Origin of the sequence: Halostella sp. PRR32 (assembly GCF_034808085.1) — an archaeon.
Lineage (GTDB): Archaea > Halobacteriota > Halobacteria > Halobacteriales > Natronoarchaeaceae > Halostella > Halostella pelagica.
In genome coordinates this window covers 193,055-209,791 of record NZ_JAXHGL010000003.1, presented here as the reverse complement: position 1 = coordinate 209,791, position 16,737 = coordinate 193,055, and the positions used below count along the sequence as shown (strand labels likewise).

At 65.1% G+C, this 16,737-nt stretch carries 16 protein-coding genes; 14 read left to right on the top strand and 2 right to left on the bottom strand.

What is annotated here, in order from left to right; all coding sequences use genetic code 11:
• Positions 1-61 precede the first annotated feature (61 nt).
• Positions 62-373: a winged helix-turn-helix transcriptional regulator gene (locus SM753_RS10920; protein ID WP_135533826.1), complete on the top strand. Its 312-nt coding sequence runs from the start codon at positions 62-64 to the stop codon at positions 371-373.
• Between the two features lie 35 nt (positions 374-408).
• On the opposite strand, the gene SM753_RS10915 is transcribed toward SM753_RS10920, so the two are convergent.
• The gene (locus tag SM753_RS10915) at positions 409-2,277 is read right to left on the bottom strand and encodes a PINc/VapC family ATPase (RefSeq protein ID WP_135533827.1); all 1,869 of its coding nucleotides are present in this window, start codon (positions 2,275-2,277) and stop codon (positions 409-411) included.
• 200 nt (positions 2,278-2,477) lie between these two features.
• Between SM753_RS10915 and SM753_RS10910 the strand changes: the two genes are divergently transcribed.
• The 9 genes from SM753_RS10910 to SM753_RS10870 all read left to right on the top strand — a co-directional run bounded on the left by SM753_RS10910 (position 2,478) and on the right by SM753_RS10870 (position 12,592).
• Positions 2,478-4,109 (top strand): globin-coupled sensor protein, encoded by a 1,632-nt coding sequence (locus SM753_RS10910; RefSeq protein ID WP_323191622.1) that lies wholly within the window; start codon positions 2,478-2,480, stop codon positions 4,107-4,109.
• A gap of 674 nt (positions 4,110-4,783) precedes the next feature.
• Positions 4,784-4,930 carry a hypothetical protein gene (locus SM753_RS10905; protein ID WP_323191621.1) on the top strand — a complete coding sequence of 49 codons (147 nt, stop codon included), beginning with the start codon at positions 4,784-4,786 and terminating at the stop codon, positions 4,928-4,930.
• Between the two features lie 93 nt (positions 4,931-5,023).
• The gene (locus SM753_RS10900; protein WP_323191620.1) at positions 5,024-6,301 is read left to right on the top strand and encodes a M48 family metalloprotease; all 1,278 of its coding nucleotides are present in this window, start codon (positions 5,024-5,026) and stop codon (positions 6,299-6,301) included.
• Between the two features lie 42 nt (positions 6,302-6,343).
• Complete coding sequence (locus tag SM753_RS10895) at positions 6,344-7,459, top strand: M20 family metallopeptidase (protein ID WP_323191619.1); 1,116 nt, start codon at positions 6,344-6,346, stop codon at positions 7,457-7,459.
• 27 nt (positions 7,460-7,486) lie between these two features.
• Positions 7,487-9,007, top strand: coding sequence for a carboxypeptidase M32 (locus SM753_RS10890; protein ID WP_323191618.1), 1,521 nt, complete (start codon positions 7,487-7,489; stop codon positions 9,005-9,007).
• A gap of 303 nt (positions 9,008-9,310) precedes the next feature.
• The gene (locus SM753_RS10885) at positions 9,311-9,583 is read left to right on the top strand and encodes a hypothetical protein (protein ID WP_135533831.1); all 273 of its coding nucleotides are present in this window, start codon (positions 9,311-9,313) and stop codon (positions 9,581-9,583) included.
• Between the two features lie 213 nt (positions 9,584-9,796).
• Positions 9,797-10,720 carry a cobalamin-binding protein gene (locus SM753_RS10880; RefSeq protein WP_323191617.1) on the top strand — a complete coding sequence of 308 codons (924 nt, stop codon included), beginning with the start codon at positions 9,797-9,799 and terminating at the stop codon, positions 10,718-10,720.
• Positions 10,717-11,193 carry a desampylase gene (locus SM753_RS10875; protein ID WP_323191616.1) on the top strand — a complete coding sequence of 159 codons (477 nt, stop codon included), beginning with the start codon at positions 10,717-10,719 and terminating at the stop codon, positions 11,191-11,193. The genes SM753_RS10880 and SM753_RS10875 overlap by 4 nt, the downstream gene beginning before the upstream one ends.
• A 73-nt stretch (positions 11,194-11,266) precedes the next feature.
• On the top strand, positions 11,267-12,592 hold the full coding sequence (locus SM753_RS10870; RefSeq protein ID WP_323191615.1) for a hemolysin family protein: 1,326 nt from the start codon (positions 11,267-11,269) through the stop codon (positions 12,590-12,592).
• A 13-nt stretch (positions 12,593-12,605) separates the two neighbouring features.
• Here the strand turns inward: SM753_RS10870 and SM753_RS10865 are convergent, their stop codons facing one another.
• Positions 12,606-13,430 carry a molybdopterin-synthase adenylyltransferase MoeB gene (locus SM753_RS10865; RefSeq protein WP_323191614.1) on the bottom strand — a complete coding sequence of 275 codons (825 nt, stop codon included), beginning with the start codon at positions 13,428-13,430 and terminating at the stop codon, positions 12,606-12,608.
• Positions 13,431-13,551: 121 nt separating this feature from the next.
• Between SM753_RS10865 and SM753_RS10860 the strand changes: the two genes are divergently transcribed.
• The 4 genes from SM753_RS10860 to SM753_RS10845 all read left to right on the top strand — a co-directional run bounded on the left by SM753_RS10860 (position 13,552) and on the right by SM753_RS10845 (position 16,734).
• Positions 13,552-13,893, top strand: a complete 342-nt coding sequence (locus tag SM753_RS10860; RefSeq protein ID WP_323191613.1) for a rhodanese-like domain-containing protein — start codon at positions 13,552-13,554, stop codon at positions 13,891-13,893.
• Positions 13,890-14,138: a hypothetical protein gene (locus SM753_RS10855; protein WP_323191612.1), complete on the top strand. Its 249-nt coding sequence runs from the start codon at positions 13,890-13,892 to the stop codon at positions 14,136-14,138. Before SM753_RS10860 ends, SM753_RS10855 begins: the two co-directional genes overlap by 4 nt.
• Before the next feature lie 139 nt (positions 14,139-14,277).
• Positions 14,278-14,463 (top strand): HVO_0416 family zinc finger protein, encoded by a 186-nt coding sequence (locus tag SM753_RS10850; protein WP_135533837.1) that lies wholly within the window; start codon positions 14,278-14,280, stop codon positions 14,461-14,463.
• Positions 14,464-14,895: 432 nt separating this feature from the next.
• Entirely contained in the window at positions 14,896-16,734 is a 1,839-nt protein-coding gene (locus tag SM753_RS10845) for a UvrD-helicase domain-containing protein (protein WP_135533838.1), read from the top strand.
• The last annotated feature ends 3 nt before the right edge of the window (positions 16,735-16,737 follow it).

The window sequence follows — 16,737 nt, the reverse complement described above, 5'->3', positions numbered from 1 at the left end:
GAGGGGTTCGAGAGACCGATGCGGCAATCTTTATGCTTCTGGGTCCTTTCGAATCGTAACGATGGCTGGTACAGACGAGGAGCTCGAAGACCTTCCGCCGAGTGCGAAGTTAGTTTTCAAAGTGCTCGAATACGACGGGCCGCTCACGCAGAAACAGATCGTTCAGGAATCGATGCTATCGGCGCGGACGGTTCGGTACGCCCTCGAACGACTCCAGGATATCGGTATCGTCGACGAAGACGTCTACTTCGCCGACGCTCGGCAGAGCCTCTACGAACTCACGGAGGAACAGGCGGTCGAAGCCGACGGCGGACCGGACGCGAAGGGGTCGGACTCGTCCGACGACGCCGAGCCCTGCCGATGTGCCGAATAATTCGTTTCTGACGCCTTCTTCCGCCGCTTTCTCGCTTACTGTGAGATGACGCTGATACTCCGGCGCTCGTCGATCGCCCGTTCGAGTTCCTCGGCGATAGCGCTCCCGCGAGTGACCTGTACGTCGCCGCCTCGACCCACGGTGGCTGTGAACAGGTACTCGCCGTCGGCCTGAACTTCGACGGTTTCGCCAGCGTGACCGTCGACCGGGATGACGATGTGCCGCGACGTGACCTCGGGTTCGACGATGTCGCCGGCACGGCCGCCGGCGCTACTGGTACCGCCGCTTCCGCCGCTACCGCCAGCGCCCGAACTCCGCCCGCCGGGTTTCTCGTCGTGGGTCCGGACGTCGATGTCGATCCCGAGACGGTTCTCCACGTCCGTGATGCGGCCGCCCCCCTTGCCGATGACGGTGGAGATGTCGTCTTCCTCGACGTAGACGACGGCGGTGTTCTGGCTCTGGAGTTCGACGTCGACGTGGCCGCGAGCGATGGAGCGGATCTCGCGCTCTATCTCCTGCCGTGCGATGCGGTCGACGCCGCTTTCGTCCTCCTCGCCCTCGCCGATGGGGACGGTAACGACCTGGCGGTTGAACGTGTAGATCTCGTACTCCGGCTGACCCGTCTCGAAGTCGCGGATCATGATGACCGGGCGGGTGAGGTCCTCCTCGGTGAGGCCCTCGGGAACCTTCACCTCGGTGGTCACGTCGTACACCTTCGACACCTCGCCGGCCTCGATGTAGACGACCGTGTCGACTATCTGCGGGATCATGCCGAGTTCGACGCGGCCGACGAGTCGCTGGAGCGCGTCGATAGCGCGGGTCGCGTGGACGACGCCGATCATGCCCACGCCGGCCAGGCGCATGTCCGCGAACACCTCGAAGTCGTCAGTCTTGCGCACCTCGTCGTAGATGGTGTAGTCGGGGCGGACCATCAGCAGGGAGTCGGCGGTCGCCTCCATCTCGCCCCCGAGTTCCGTGTACTGGGTGATCTCCGGGCCGACCTGCAGGTCGCGGGGTTTCTCCATCGTCTTGACCGCGAAATCGTGGTCGGCGATGTACTCAGCGACGGCCTGGGCGAACGTCGACTTCCCGGCCCCGGGCGCGCCGGAGATGAGGACGCCGCGTTTCGATTCGAGCAGGCGCTCTTTGAGTTCGTCGGCGAACTCGTAGTCCTCGATATCGGTTTTGACGATGGGCCGGACAGCGGTGATCTCGTAGCCGTCGGCGAACGGCGGTTCGGCGACCGCGATTCGGTAGTCCCGGAACTGGACGATGGTCATACCGTCGTCCGAAAGCTCGACGAACCCCTCGTTTGACTGCTTCGCGCTCTCGATTATCTCCTGGGAGTGCTCCTTCATCTCCTCCTCGGAGGTGGGTTCGTCTCCGATCTCCTCGAACTGCATCTCGCCGATCTCGCCGCGTTTCGCCATCGGAACTGCCCCGGAGCGAAGGTGGAGACTCATCGTCTGGTCGTCGACCATCTCCTCAATCGAGAGGGTTCCGACGTCGCGGGTCCGGGGCGTGATGTACTCGACGTCTAACCCCTTGGCCTGTGCGACCTCGCTCTGGACGACGTCGCTCGTGACGAACGTGGCCTCGTGTTCGGCGGCCAGTTCGCGGATCAACGCGTCGATCTCCCCCTCGGAGGCGTGGCCGCGCTCGACGGCGTCCGGCCGAGTCCCGATGTACTCCAGGTCGACGGTCCCGTCGTCGGCCAGTTCCGCGAGTCGCTGCAGTTCAGAGAGGCCGTCCCACCCGCTGTCGATGCCGTCGTTGGCCTGCGCCTCCAGTTCGGCCACGACCGCCTCGGGGACCTGTATCGTCGCGCCCTCGAAGTCGCCGTCTTCTACTCGCTCGGACACGCGGCCGTCGATGACCACGCTCGTGTCCGGAACAACGTTCATGAGAGTAAATACGGTCGCCGTGGTTCATAAGGGCACGGACCCGTAGCGGCGTGTTGGTACGCCGAGGCGGTCGCGCTACGAAAGCAGTATAGCATCAGTTCGAAGAGCGGCGATGGGCGGTACCGGCATACTGTCACCTCGTTCTCACTTTTTGGGAACGCCGTCGAACATTTTCGTACTCGAACTGATTTCACGCTGTCATGGACCCGTCGAAGGAGTTCGGATTAGGTGGACTGAATCGGTTCGTTCAATCGGCAGGGCTCACGGACCAGATCGGGCTGGACGAGGAGGAGATCAGGTGGCGCAAGGAGTTCATCGGATTCGACGACGAAGACGTAGCGCGCCTCTCGGACCTCGAACCGTTGCTCCGGGAGAATCAGGACGCCATCGCGGACGCCTTCTACGACAATCTGACCGAGTACGACCAGACCACGGCGATCTTCGAGCGGTCACCGAAAGGCGTCGAGGACCTCAAGCGCACCCAGAAGGCGTACCTGGTGTCACTGGCGAGCGGCGAGTACGACGAGGACTACTTCACGAACCGGGCGCGCATCGGGAAACTCCACGAGATACTCGACATGCCTCTCAAGCATTACGTGGGGCAGTACGGCCTGTACTACGATCTCATACTCTCGCGAGTCGACGAGCGCGTCCAGACGCAGGTCGTCGAAGCGATCGAAGAGTGGGCCACAGAGCGCGAGGAAACCGACGGCGGACTGGACCGGGTCGTCGGGGCGCTCCGCGATATCAGCGGCGAGAGCAACGGCGACGACGGGCTGGACGCCTCGCTGGAGGAGACGGTGCGCGACGCGATACACGACGGGATGGAGGACGTACTCGCCGTGTTGCGCATCCTGAACCTCGACCTCCAGGTGGCCAGCGACACGTACGTCGAGTCGTACAACCAGCGACTGGAACGCGCACTCGAAGAGCAGCGCGCGCTCGCCAGCGAGGTCGAGAACGACGTTCAACCGCCGGTCCTCCAGTTACAGCAGTCGTCCGCCTCGGTCGCCGAGAGCGCATCGACTATCTACGACCACGCCGAGAACCAGGCGGACGGCGTGAACGATGCCGCCGCGGACCTAGAGGAGGTCAGCGCGGCCGCGGAGGAAGTCGCGTCAGTCGCGGCCGACGTCCGGGAGACGAGCGAGGGCGCGGTCGACGTGGCTGCCGACGGCGTCGACGCCGGTGAGCGGGCGTTAGAGGCGCTAGAGACTGTCGAAGAGACAACCGAGCAGTTACTGAACGCGGCGGAAACCGTCGAAGAGCGCGCGAAGGATATCGAGGATGTCGTCGACAGCGTCGATAGCGTCGTCGACCGGACCGCAGTGCTGGCGACGAACGCGAAGGTGGAGGCCAAACGCACGTCCGGAGACGGAACGGCAGAGACCATCGCCGGGGAACTGGAGACGTTCGTTTCGCAGACGCGGGAGGACCTCGAAGCAGTCAGTGACGCCGCCGAGTCTGTGCGTGTGGGAGCAACGGAGTCGCGTACTGCCATCGAGACGGCGAACGAGCGGGTTGGGGCGGGACGCGAACAGGTCGCGGCCGCTGTCGACTCCATCGAAGACCTGGAGGACATCGTTGCGGACTCTGCGGCCGGTATGGAGGAGGTTGCGGCGGCGGCTGACCAGCAGGCCCGCAGCGTTACCGCGCTCTCGGAGACGGTCGAAGACCTCGCGGACGCCGCGGATGCGGTCGCTACTGAGGCAGAGTCGGTCGCGAGCGCGAGCGAGGAGCAAGCGGCAAGCGCGCGACACGTCGCCAAGGCGGTCGAGAAACTGTCGACTGAAACCATCGACGAACAGGAGCCGGTGTACGAGCGGGTCTGATACGGGTACGCCCGGACCGCCCGACGTGTCTATCTTGGCCCGGGAAAACGAGTTAAATTGCGGTGACGGTCGTCCCGTTCGTCCGTGGGTTAGGGCCTGGCCGGTGGAGGCCTTTCGTACTTGCCCGATGGACTTCCTTGTCGTTGGCCACGTAGTAGTTCACCGTGTATTGGGTATCAGCTGACGAGACTTCGCCGGTGTTCGATTCAACACGAAGCCCGACGTTGTACTCCAGGTGAACGACGGTCCCATTCGCCGACCGTTCACTGATCGTAGCGTTGTTGATGCTGATCGTTACTGCTTGAATCTCCCCGGACGTGGAGTTTCGAGCCCGTTCAGTCGCCAGCGCACGCTCATATGCTTTCGAGAAGTTCAGTAGCGACCTGTTCGAGTCTGATTCTGGTACGTCAGGATAATCGACGGCCATCGTGGTTGGTTCTGTAGTTGGCGATTCAGCGGGGGATTGAGGACTCACGAGACACCCGGAAACCGACAAACACAGCAGGACCATCACGGTGGTGTATCGGTTCTGCATATGTCAAGTTTGGTTTTTTTATATGTTAAAATTAGTGTCCTATATACGATCCTAAAGTGACGGTGTTGATTACGACGAATACGGCCAGAGTGATCAAGAACAGTACTCTGATCGCACACGTCCTACGACCCAGCGTGTGATGACTTGGACGCGCTACTGTAGCTTCTTGTGCCGGGCGCTCGAACGAGACACCGTGACGGAACTCCGCGAACTCACCCGCGAACTCGTGTCGATACCGAGCCACGAGGACGAGACGGCGGCCGGCGACGCCGTCGACGCGGGGTGAGAGATGTACGGCTCCGAGAGCGGGCGACGGCGAACGCGGAGTCGCCGTCAGAGGCGGGGAAGGTTTTAGTGGAGATCGTTCGAAGCCGGCCGCATGCGCCGCTTGCACTCCGGATCCGCCGGTCTCCGATTCCGGACCGCGGTCGCCGCCGTCCTCGTCTGCGTCGCGAACCTCGCGTTCGTGATGCTCGCGCTCGAACTCGTCGCGTTCTTTCTCGAAACGGTGATCGTCGAACTGCTCGTCGTCCCTGACTGGACGAGCGTCGGTCCTCACGGTGTCCGGTTCGTGGCGTTCCTGCGGGAGACGCCCTTCTGGCGGTCGCCCGCAGTGATCCCCCTGACAGCGGCGTTCATGCTCGCCCAGTACGAGTACGTCAGCCGACGGCCGCTCGGGACGCGTGCGACCGATCAGTCGGCGACGGCCCGCCGTGACCTGCGGGCACGGCTCACGCGACTCGCGAAGCAGGTCGGCGTGCCGGCCCCTGACGTAGTGGTCGCCGACAGGCCGCGACCCAACAGCTACACCGTCGGCCGGAAGGGGAACGCGACGGTGGTCGTCACACGCCCGCTGTTGGAGGCGCTCGACGGCGACGAACTCGACGCGGTGCTGGCCCACGAACTCGCGCACGTGGCCAACCGGGACGCGACGGTGATGACGATGGCCGTCGCGCCGGTGCGACTCGCCCGCACCGCCGGCGTCGCACTCGACCGAGCGATCTTCTGGACCGGCGTGACCTGCTTCGTCGTGACCATGTCCGGGACGGTGCTCGTGACGATAGGCACGCTGGGACTGCTGGTCTATCGCGCTCTCACGACGGTCTACGACGCCGTGACCCACCCACTTCCGCTCGTCAGTCCCGGACGGGTCGTTCCTCCGGCAATCGGTGACCCGGTCGTCGCAGCGGTGCTTGGCGTCGCAGGAACCGTGTTCGACGGCATCATCGCCGTTGGAACCGTCCTCCTCCTGCTCGCCCTCTTCGCCGTCCCGCTGCTCGCCGCCGCGGCGGTCTACTACGTCCTGCTGGGACCGGTTCCTCGGGTCCTCGCGCGGTATCGGGAGTTCGCCGCCGACCGCGCGGCGGCGCGGATCACGGGTGACCCTGCGGCGCTTGCGAGCGCGCTCGCGGCGCTCTCGCCGGGCGACCGACCCGAGGAGGATTACCGGCGCGCGGGCGCACTCGGAGAACTGTGCCTGCTCCCGGGCGGGATCGGCGACGAGACCGAGGTCGGGCCGATCCGCGAGTACGTCGCCGCGGAGCGCCCGTGGATAGAGCGACTGCTCCGTACGGTCCCCGTCGGCGCAGTCGCGCACCCGGAGACCGACGACCGGGTCGAACGCCTGCGCGCGCTGGCGAGAGAGCGGGCGACGTAGGGGAGCGAAGCCCTCATTCCGCGTCCGACCGAGTACACGGCCATGGACGAGGTCATGGACCTGACGCGCGGTCTCGTCGCGGTCCCGTCTCACGAGGACGAGACGGCCGCCGGCGACGCCATCGAGGACTGGCTCCGCGAGGAGACCGACGCGGACGTGCGCCGCGACGACGCCGGCAACGTGATCGCCCGGAAGGGAGCGGGCGACGCGTCGCTGGCGCTGGTAGGACACCACGACGTGGTGCCGCCGGACGGCGAGCAGGTTGCCGAGGACGGGTCGTACGTCGTCGAGGAACGCGGCGGCCGGTTGTACGGCCGCGGTGCGGCGGACATGAAGGGCGCGGTCGCGGCGGCGATGTGCGCGTTCCGCGACGCGGACCCGCCCGACGACCTCGAACTCGTCTTCGCCAGTTTCGTCGGCGAGGAAATCGGCGGCGAGGGCGCGCGCCACGCCATCGGCGAGGGGTTCGCACCGGACTACGCTATCGTCGGCGAGGGGTCGACGGGCTACTCCGCGCCTGACGTGACCGACGTGGCCATCGCGCACAAGGGCCGCCGGGGGTCCACGATCACGGCTCGGGGGGAGGCGGCCCACGCAAGCGAGGCCGAGGAGGGAGTAAACGCCGTCTACCGTTCCTGCGACGCCGTCGACGTGGTCAAAGAGATGGACGCGCCAGCGGTCGATATCGCCGGCGAGCGCGTCGAGGGAAGCGTCGTCGTCACGGAGATAGACGGCGGAACGGCGTGGAACGTCGTTCCGGAGACCTGCGAAGTCACCGTGGACGAGCGAACCGTGCCGGGCGAGCGAGCCCCCCTAGAGCGCGTCGAAGCGCTCGACGGCGTCGAGTGGACGGTGGACCAGGACCTGCCGCCGATGCGCTGTGCCGACGAACGGTTCGTCGACCGGGCGCTGGCGGCCGCCCGGGAGTCCCAGAGCAAGACGCCGGACGGGGTCGTCAAACCGCACGCGACCGACGCGGGATGGCTCTCGCAAGCTGGCGTCGAGTGCGTCGTCTGCGGTCCCGCCGAACCGGGAGAGGCGCACACGGAAGACGAGAGCGTCTCCGTCGAGGCGCTGGATCGCTGTTACCGGATCTACCGCGGTGTCGTCGAGCAGTTCGGAGCGGAACCCGCGCGAGACCCTGAAACAGGGGATTGATAGTGAAGGATGCGGTAGGAATCGATGATGGCAACGGAAGCCGCCGCTGACGACGTTTCGGACACGTACGAGCAGTTCCTCGCGAAAGTAAAACGCATCTCCAACATCGGCAACGCCCGGGGGGTCCTCAGCTGGGACCAGGAAGTGATGATGCCGGAGGACGGCACGCCGGCCAGGTCCCAACAGCTGTCGGCGCTCTCCGCGGTGAGCCACGAACTACTCACCGACGACGAGATGGGCGAGTATCTGGACGAACTAGAGGCCTCGGACTTATCCGACGAGCAGGCCGCCGTCGTTCGCGAGGTCCGACGCGAGTACGACCGCGCGACGCAGGTGTCGACGGAACTGGTCGAGGAGATATCCCGAACCACCTCCGAAGCGCTGCCGAAGTGGGAGAAAGCGAAAGAAGAGGACGATTTCTCGGTCTTCGCGCCGGTCCTAGAGGACCTCGTCGAACTCAAGCGCGAGTACGCCGAGCAGATCGACCCGGACGCGGACCCGTACGCCGTCCTGTTCGCGGAGTACGAGCCGTATCTCGACCTCGAAACGGCCGAGGAGACGCTGACGCGCCTGCGAGAGGAGCTCGTCCCGCTGATCGACGATATCCGCGAATCTGACGCCGACCTCGCGTTCGACGCGTTCGACGGCGAGTTCGACGTCGACACGCAGGAGGAACTGGCCCGCGACGTGCTCGACACGCTCGGCTACGACTGGGACCGCGGCCGCCTCGACACGGCACCGCACCCGTTCTCGACCGGAACCCAGTACGACGCCCGCGTCACGACGCGGTTCGACGAGTCCGACGCGCTCGGCGCGCTGACGAGTACGGTCCACGAATTCGGCCACGCCACTTACACGCTCGGCCTGCCCGACGAGGACTACGCCACGCCGCTGGGCGAGTCCCGTGACCTCACCGTTCACGAGTCCCAGTCGCGCCTCTGGGAGAACCACGTCGGGCGCTCCGAAGCGTTCTGGGAGCGGTTCCTCCCGGTGATGAAAGAGCGGTTCCCGCAGATAGACGACGTTACGCCGCAGGAGGCCTGCGAGGCCGCAAACGAGGTGTACGAGGACAACCTCATTCGCGTCGAAGCGGACGAGTTGACGTACCACATGCACATCGTCATCCGCTTCGAAATAGAGCGCGAACTGATCGAGGGCGAACTTGACGTCGAGGACGTCCCCGAGGTCTGGAACGATAAGTACGAGCAGTACCTCGGTATCCGCCCGGAGACGGACGCCGAGGGCTGTCTGCAGGACATCCACTGGAGCCATGGGAGCTTCGGCTACTTCCCGACCTATTCGCTCGGGAGCGTCCTCGCGGCGCAACTGTACGCCAACGCCGAGGACGACATCGACGACTTGGTGGGGAAGATCCGCGAGGGCGAGTTCGGTCCGCTCCACGACTGGCTGACCGAGAACGTCCACCGACACGGCAGTCGGTACACGACGCCGGACCTGATCGAGGCGGCGACGGGCGAGGGCTTCACCGCCGACTACTTCCTCGACTACGTCACCGAGAAGTACACCGACCTGTACGAACTGGAGTAACGACGCGCAGCGTCGGCCGTCTTCGGTTTGGACTGTGAGACGGGGAAGGGACTATTCTCGGCACGAACTGAGAGATGGAGTATGGATTCTTCCCGGTATGAACTGAGAGAGGTGTATGAGTGTTCCCGGTGTCTTCCGCCGGGAGACCGCATCGGCACCGCCGAGAAGCGGCGACGGCGGTGACTTTTCACGAATGTGTCAGGGAATACCGCCATACGGGACGGAGCATCTGTACGGCCCCTGTCGGTTTGTGAACGTGGAAAACGGCGCATAACAAACATCTATAGCGGTGTTACGGGGTGTATGGGAGCGAACGAAGTCCGCACAACGATTCAGGTATGGTCCATTCGAGCCAAGGTAGCGCTGTTGCTTCTGGCGAGCTTTCTCGGTCTCTCGCTCGTCGGGATCGCAGTCGGTAGCACCTGGGGAAAGGCCCGCTCGGTGTCGAGTGCGAGCGCGCTCGTCCCCGGTGGGAGTGAAGGACTGCAGTACGTGCTCCTGCCGGAATTCGGACTGGCGTTTCTCGGCGCTGCCCTCTGGTGTCTCGTCTGGATCGAGATTCCCCGGAAGTTCTGATTAGTAGCGCTTGCAACTGTTTACACATCCGATCGCACGCCGTCGTGCGATTGAACGTGTGATGACTTGCAAGCGCTACTATACTGTCGGACGGAGGCCGCCGAAGCATGTCGCCACCTCGGAGACGGATCTCCTCGCGGAGTTCCGACCGACAGTGAGAGTCCGGCCCGTCGCGGCGGACGGTTTAACGGGGCTCGTTCCCAACGCACCGGTATGAACGTCGTCACGCTCCTCCCCTCGGCCACCGAGATAGCGTACGCACTCGGCGTCGATCCGGTCGGCGTCTCGCACGAGTGCGACCACCCGCCTGCGGCCGCTGAGAAGCCGTCGATGAACCGCTCGCGGGTGGACCCGGAGGCGAGCAGCGAGGAGATAAACGAGCAGGTCGTCGCGGCCGAGAACGACCACGGCGGCGTCTACGAGATAGATGTCGACGCGCTGGACGCCGTGGACCCGGACCTGGTCGTCACACAGGGGATCTGCGACGTCTGCGCCGTCGACGAGATACTCGTCGAACGCGCCGTCGAAGCCATCGACGCGAACCCCGAGATACTGACGAGCGACCCCCACAGTCTGGCGGACCTGTACGACGACGTTCGCAGGATCGGCGCGGCGACGGACCGGGCGAACCGCGCCGCGGCGCTCGTCGACGAACTGCGAGAACGCGTCGAGTCCGTCGAGACACGCGCGGAGGCGGCAGAGTCGATGCCCGCCGTCGCTGTGCTCGACTGGATGGACCCGGTGATGGTGGCCGGCCACTGGGTCCCCGAACTGGTCGATATCGCGGGCGGCGACTACGAGATGGCTGACCCCGGCGACCGCTCGCGACCCCGCGAGTTCGCCGCGGTGTGCGAGTACGATCCGGATGTACTCGTGGCCGCGCCCTGCGGGTTCGACCTCGACCAGACGGCGGAGAACGCCGAAGAACTCGCGGAGCGGGACGCGTGGAGCGACCTGACGGCGGTTCGAGACGGGCGGACGTACGCGATGGACGGGCACAACTACTTGAACCGTCCGGGACCGCGACTGGTCGATTCGCTGGAGCACCTCGCCGGTCTGATCCACCCCGACCTGTTCGACGCGCCCCCGGCGAACGTCGCGACAGCGTTCCCGGCGACGGCGGCGACGCAGCGATGAGTGACGACGGGGCGGAAAGCGGCGACGCGAGCGCCGACCTCGTCTTCTCGGGCGACGCCTACGACGCCGTCCTCGACCACGCCCGCGACGGCGCGCCCGAGGAGGTCTGCGGCGTGCTTGGCGGAACCGGAGGCGGCGAGGAAGGCGGGAGGAGCGCCGCGGACGGCCCCCGGCGCGTCGAAACCGCGCTGCCGGTCGAGAACGTCGCCGAGATGCGTCGAACGCGGTACGAACTGGACCCGGCGGAACAACTGGACCGCATCGAGGCGATAGAGGCAGACGGCGGGGACGTAGTCGGCTTCTACCACTCCCATCCGAAAGGGCCGTCGGAACCGTCGCCGACCGACCGTGCGGAGGCGACCTGGCCCGGCGCGTCCTACGTCGTCGTCGACCTGCGTGACGAGCGCGTCGGGGCGTGGCGCTGGACCGGCGAAGAGTTCAGGCGGGAAGCGGTTCACGTTGAGCGCGACTGAAGCGTTTACCTCCGGAAATCGGCGGTAGCTGTAACTACCATCGCTTACGGGGCTGACCCTCGTAGTCCCGGGCATGACCGTCCCGCTGCAGTTCGGAGTCGAACTCACGACGCGAACGATAACGATCGGCGGGAGCGGGGCCATCGTCGTTCTCATCGCCCTCTCGGCCTTTTTCTCCTCTTCGGAGATCGCCATGTTCTCGCTGGCGGACCACAAGGTCGAGGCGATGGTCGCCGATGACCGCCCCGGGGCCGCGCTGGTCAGCGATCTCAAGGCCGACCCGCACCGATTGCTCGTGACGATCCTCGTCGGCAACAACGTAGTCAACATCGCGATGGCCTCCATCTCGACGACGGTCCTCGCGCTCCACTTCACGCCGGCCGAGTCGGTCCTGGTATCCACGTTCGGGATCACCGCGCTCGTGCTGCTGTTCGGCGAGAGCGCGCCGAAGTCCTACGCCGTCGAACACACAGAATCGTGGGCTCGCCGGATCGCGCGTCCGCTGCAGTTGTCCCAGTACCTGATGTATCCGCTGGTCGTCCTCTTCGACTACCTCACCCGGATCGTGAATCGGCTAACCGGCTCCACGGCCGCGATCGAGACCCCGTACATCACCCGCACCGAACTCCAACAACTGATCGAAACCGGAGAGCGAGAGGGCGTCATCGAGGAGCAAGAGCGCGAGCTACTGCTCGGGATATTCCAGTTCAGGAACCGCATCGCGAAGGAGGTGATGCGGTCCAGGCTGGACGTGACCGCCGTCGAGGCCGGCGCGACCGTCGCCGAAGCGATCGACATCTGTATCGACGAGGGACACGACAGGCTCCCGGTGTACGAGGAGACGCTCGACACCGTCGTCGGCGTCGTCGAACTGCCCGATCTCGTGCGCGCTGGGCGGGACGGGACGACGACCGTAACCGTCGACCTCGCCGAACCGGTACTCCACATCCCCGAGACGAAAGACGTCGACGAGCTACTGATCGAGATGCGCGAAGCGCATCGGAATCTAGCGATCGTGGTCGACGAGTTCGGGACGACTCAGGGGCTCGTCACGCTTGAAGACATCGTCGAGGAGATAGTCGGCGACATCCTGGAGGAGACGGAGCGCCCGGCGATCGAGGAACTCGACGAGCGGACCGTACGCGTCCGCGGAGACCTCAACGTCCACGAACTGAACGAGGAACTCGGCGTTTCGGTCCCGGAGGGCGAAGAGTTCGAAACCGTCGCGGGCTTCGTCTACGACCGTCTCGGCCGCGTCCCCGACGAAGGCGACGCGGTCGAACACGACGGGACCCGCATCGAGGTCGAGCGGATGGACGGCACCCGGGTTCGAGTTCTGCAGGTGACGAAACCGGAGACAGAGGTATCGGCGGCCGACGAGCCGCCGGAAGAGCGGTGAGCTCGGGTCCGGATCAGTCCGCCGAAATAGAGCAGGTCTCGGCGTACTCCACGTCGCGAACGGATTCGATGGCGGGGTCGCTCCCGCAGACGGGACAGTCGGGGTTCTTGCGGAGCGGCACCTCCTCGAACGACATGTCCATCGCGTCGTACATCAAAACACGTCCGTCCAGCGTCTCGCCGATTCCCATGACGAGTTTGACCATCTCGGTCGCCTGGATGCAGCCGACTGTGCCAGGGAGAACGCCGAGAACGCCCGTGGAGGCGCAGTCAGGAACCGTCCCTTCCTCAGGCGCTTCGGGGAACAGACAGCGGTAGCACGGCGAGTCGTCGTCGCCGGGGAACGTCGTCACCTGTCCCTCGAACCGGAAGATAGCGCCGTGGGAAAACGGGACGCCCGTGAGCGTGCAGTAGTCGTTGACGAGATAGCGCGTCTGGAAGTTGTCGCTCGCGTCGACCACGTAGTCGTAGCCGTCGACGAGATCCGCGACGGTGTCGCTGGTGACGCGCGTCTCGTGGGCGACAGCGTCGACGTCCGGGTTCAGTTGGGTGACGTAGTCGACTGCGCTGTCGACTTTCGGGCGGCCGACATCGTCGTCGCCGTGGATTATCTGTCGCTGGAGGTTGCTCCGCTCGACGGCGTCGTCGTCGGCAATGCCCAACTGACCGACGCCCGCCGCCGCGAGATACTGGACGACCGGCGAGCCGAGTCCGCCAGCCCCGACGACGAGGACGGACGCGTCGAGGAGGCGCTTCTGGCACTCCGGCCCGACTTCGTCCATGATGATGTGCCGGGAGTAGCGGTCGAGCTGCGTCGCGTCCAGATTCAGATCGGTCATGTCCGACGGTTGCGGGCCTGCGGGCTTAAACCGTCCGCCAGAACGGGTCGACGAAGGAGTAGCGCCCGAACCCGGCCGCGCCCCGATAGACGTTTAGCGCGACGAGGCCTAGAAACGCGCGATGGTCGAGGAGATCACGCCGGACGAACTGGCAGCGAAACTGGACACCGACGGGAGCGTGTCGGTCGTCGACATCCGCCCGGAAGCGGCGTTCGAAGCGGGACACATTCCGGGCGCGGAGAACGTTCCGTTCCCCGAGTTCACGGCGGCCGTCGAGGGGCGCGACTGGGGCGAAGACATCGTGATCGCCTGTCCGATCGGCGAGAGTTCGGTGCAGGCGGGCCGTTTGCTGGAGTCCCACGAGGCCGTCGGCCCCGACACCACGGTGGCGTCGCTCGCCGGCGGCTACGAGGCGTGGAATGACGAACTGGAAAGCGCGGGCGGAAACGACGAACGACCGTGACGACCTACGACGGTCTGGCCGACCCGCTCACCTGCGCCGAATGCGGAGAGACGATAGAACGCGGCTACGCATCCGCGGCCGACGGCGAACTCCGGCGGGAGACCGCGGTCTGTGAAACGTGCGGGTGGGGCACCGTCGGCCATATGGGGTGTGCGCCGACGCTCGCCGACTTCGACGGCGGAGACGCCCTCGTCCGCGTCGAGGACGGTCCGGGCGACTACGCGCTCGGCAACGTCAAAGAGTGACGCGACGCCGGGAAACCGGTCCCGTTCGCATCGCGGGACGGGGGTGACACTCCCACAATCAGTTGTTCGTTCTCGCGTCCCGGCAAGGTCTGTCGGACCCTCACGATTTATATGCGTGGTGTGCCATACCTTACCGTGTATGGCTTCCGCACCCGACACCGGCGATGACGATGTTTTCGACCAGTTCCTCTCGCAGCGCGGCCACGAGACAGAGCGAGTAGACTGGGAGACGGAGTATAACAAAAAGCAGTGTCCGGAGTGCGGCGGGATACACGACTCTTCCGCGACGGAGTGTACCGTTTGCGGATGGGGCCCGTCGGAGTGAACCGGCGGAACGCGACTCGATTTTTTCTCGGTCCAGTGTGCTGTCAGCCGTGAGTCAGTATGGTCCCGTCCGAGCAGCGGGACGGCCGGTTCTCGGGCCGAGTAACGTACCAGCGACCGGGGAGTACCCATCCGTCGACAGAATTATAAGAGATTATTTCCTCAGGTAGCGGTGGAGAGAGAAATGCCGGAATGTCAGAACTGCGGCGCGTTTGTCACGGAAGCGTACGCTCGAGTATTTACGCCACGTGGCGTCGACGACCCGCGCGTCTGTCCGGACTGTAAAGACAAGATACGGGACGGGAGTGACGTGCGCGATGCCCGGTCCCCCCGGAACAACTGATATCGCTGGTTTTACGCGGTTCTATGGCCGATCAGCGGTCCGAAGGCGAACCCACGACCCTTATAGTCGTTGGGGGCCTGGAATGTGACAATGACTCAGTCCGACACGGCCGTAACCCGGCTGTTCGGTGGTCCGGGGAGCGGGAAGACGACGGCCCTCCTCGACCGTGTCGAGGGAATCCTAGAGGACGACGACGTCGAGATGCGGGACGTCCTCGTCGTCTCCTACACGCGGGCCGCCGCCGCCGAGGTGCGCGAACGCCTGGCCGAACGACTCGACGAGAACCCCCGATCACTGAAGGGGAACGTCTGTACGATGCACGCGAAAGCGTACGAGTTGCTCAACCTTTCGCGGAGCGATGTCGTGGGCGAGTCCGACAAGGAGGAGTTCTGTGAAGAGTTCGGGGTCGAGTTCGAGGACGAGTACGGCGGCGCGGGCCGTCGTACCGCCCGGTCGACGACCATCGGCAACAAGATAATCGCCACGAGCCAGTGGCTCCAGCGGACCAACCGCGAGGTGGCCGACTGGTACGACGTCCCGTTCCAGTGGGACGACGAGACGGTCCGACTGCCGCCGGAGGTCGACGAGCGCTCCCAGGAAGGAAACAAGTACACCCCCACCTGGCCGAGCGACGACGACCGCATCGACGTCCCCGAGACGATCCGCGGTTGGCGCTCCTACAAGGGCGAAAACGACCTCGTCGGCTTCGCCGACATGCTAGAGCGCGTAGAACAGCGCTCGCTGCAACCGAATGTCGAATATCTCGTCATCGACGAGTTCCAGGACATCACACAGCTCCAGTACAGGGTGTACGAGGAGTGGAAGCCCCATCTCGAACGAGTGCTGATCGCCGGTGACGACGACCAGGTCGTCTACGCCTGGCAGGGCGCGGACCCGCAGCTCCTGCTCGAAGAGAACGGTGAGGACGTTATCCTCGACACGTCCTACCGCCTCCCGTCTAAGATCCTCCACACGGTCCAACAGGAGATAGAACACATCGACCAGCGCCAGGAGAAGAACCTGTCGCCGCGAACCGAGGGCGGCGTCGTCGAGGCCGTCGAGAGCCCGTCGATGCTCGACCTCGTCCGGAACGTGCGCCAGACGATAAACACCGACGACGGCTCGCTCATGCTCCTGTTCCGGGCGCGCTACCAGATGTTCCGGTTCATCGACGAGTTCATCACCGAGGGCGTCCCGTTCCAATGTCTCACCGACCAGCGGATGTGGACCGACCGCCTCGACCAGTACGTCACCGCCGTCCAGCGGATCGACGAGGGGAAAGACGTGACGGGACTGCAGGCGCGTCGTCTCGCTGACATGCTTCAGGACTCGGCGTTCGGCACCAAGGACCGCGACGACCTGTTCGACCACATCGACGAGCGGGAGGAAGCCGCCGAGGTAGACGACCTCACCGAGATCACTATCGACTCAGCGGTCGTAAGCGACCACGTCCCGTTCATGCCCGGCCCCGCGTCGGCGTCCGACATGGTCCGGAAGGTCACGAGCTTCCAGAAAAAGAGCATGAAAGCGTACTTCGCGTCCGGTCAGTACGAGGACATGGACCGCGACCGGATCCGCGTCGGCACCATTCACAGCGCGAAGGGTCGCGAGGCCGACCACGTGTTCGTGGGGACCGACCTGACGGAGAAGGTCGTCGAGCAGATGGCCGCGACTGTCGACGACCCGTCCGACATCGACGGCTGCGACGTGTTCACCAAGACGACCAGCCCCGTGCCGACGCTGACCGACAACGAGCGCCGCGTCTTCTACGTCGGGATGAGTCGGGCACGGGAACGGCTCGTCCTCCTCGAGAACCTCGTCGACGGCGCGCCGACGCTCCCCATCGACGTCCTGCTACACAACGAGCCGATCGAGACAGACATCGAGAAGCTCATCGACGAAGCCAAAGAGCCCATCGAGGCGAAGTAGGCG

Coding starts and splice junctions, on each gene's coding strand:
- SM753_RS10920 (WP_135533826.1), top strand. CDS start 62: ATGGCTGGTACAGACGAGGAGCTCGAAGACCTTCCGCCGAGTGCGAAG.
- SM753_RS10915 (WP_135533827.1), bottom strand. CDS start 2,277: ATGAACGTTGTTCCGGACACGAGCGTGGTCATCGACGGCCGCGTGTCC.
- SM753_RS10910 (WP_323191622.1), top strand. CDS start 2,478: ATGGACCCGTCGAAGGAGTTCGGATTAGGTGGACTGAATCGGTTCGTT.
- SM753_RS10905 (WP_323191621.1), top strand. CDS start 4,784: ATGACTTGGACGCGCTACTGTAGCTTCTTGTGCCGGGCGCTCGAACGA.
- SM753_RS10900 (WP_323191620.1), top strand. CDS start 5,024: ATGCGCCGCTTGCACTCCGGATCCGCCGGTCTCCGATTCCGGACCGCG.
- SM753_RS10895 (WP_323191619.1), top strand. CDS start 6,344: ATGGACGAGGTCATGGACCTGACGCGCGGTCTCGTCGCGGTCCCGTCT.
- SM753_RS10890 (WP_323191618.1), top strand. CDS start 7,487: ATGGCAACGGAAGCCGCCGCTGACGACGTTTCGGACACGTACGAGCAG.
- SM753_RS10885 (WP_135533831.1), top strand. CDS start 9,311: ATGGGAGCGAACGAAGTCCGCACAACGATTCAGGTATGGTCCATTCGA.
- SM753_RS10880 (WP_323191617.1), top strand. CDS start 9,797: ATGAACGTCGTCACGCTCCTCCCCTCGGCCACCGAGATAGCGTACGCA.
- SM753_RS10875 (WP_323191616.1), top strand. CDS start 10,717: ATGAGTGACGACGGGGCGGAAAGCGGCGACGCGAGCGCCGACCTCGTC.
- SM753_RS10870 (WP_323191615.1), top strand. CDS start 11,267: ATGACCGTCCCGCTGCAGTTCGGAGTCGAACTCACGACGCGAACGATA.
- SM753_RS10865 (WP_323191614.1), bottom strand. CDS start 13,430: ATGACCGATCTGAATCTGGACGCGACGCAGCTCGACCGCTACTCCCGG.
- SM753_RS10860 (WP_323191613.1), top strand. CDS start 13,552: ATGGTCGAGGAGATCACGCCGGACGAACTGGCAGCGAAACTGGACACC.
- SM753_RS10850 (WP_135533837.1), top strand. CDS start 14,278: ATGGCTTCCGCACCCGACACCGGCGATGACGATGTTTTCGACCAGTTC.
- SM753_RS10845 (WP_135533838.1), top strand. CDS start 14,896: ATGACTCAGTCCGACACGGCCGTAACCCGGCTGTTCGGTGGTCCGGGG.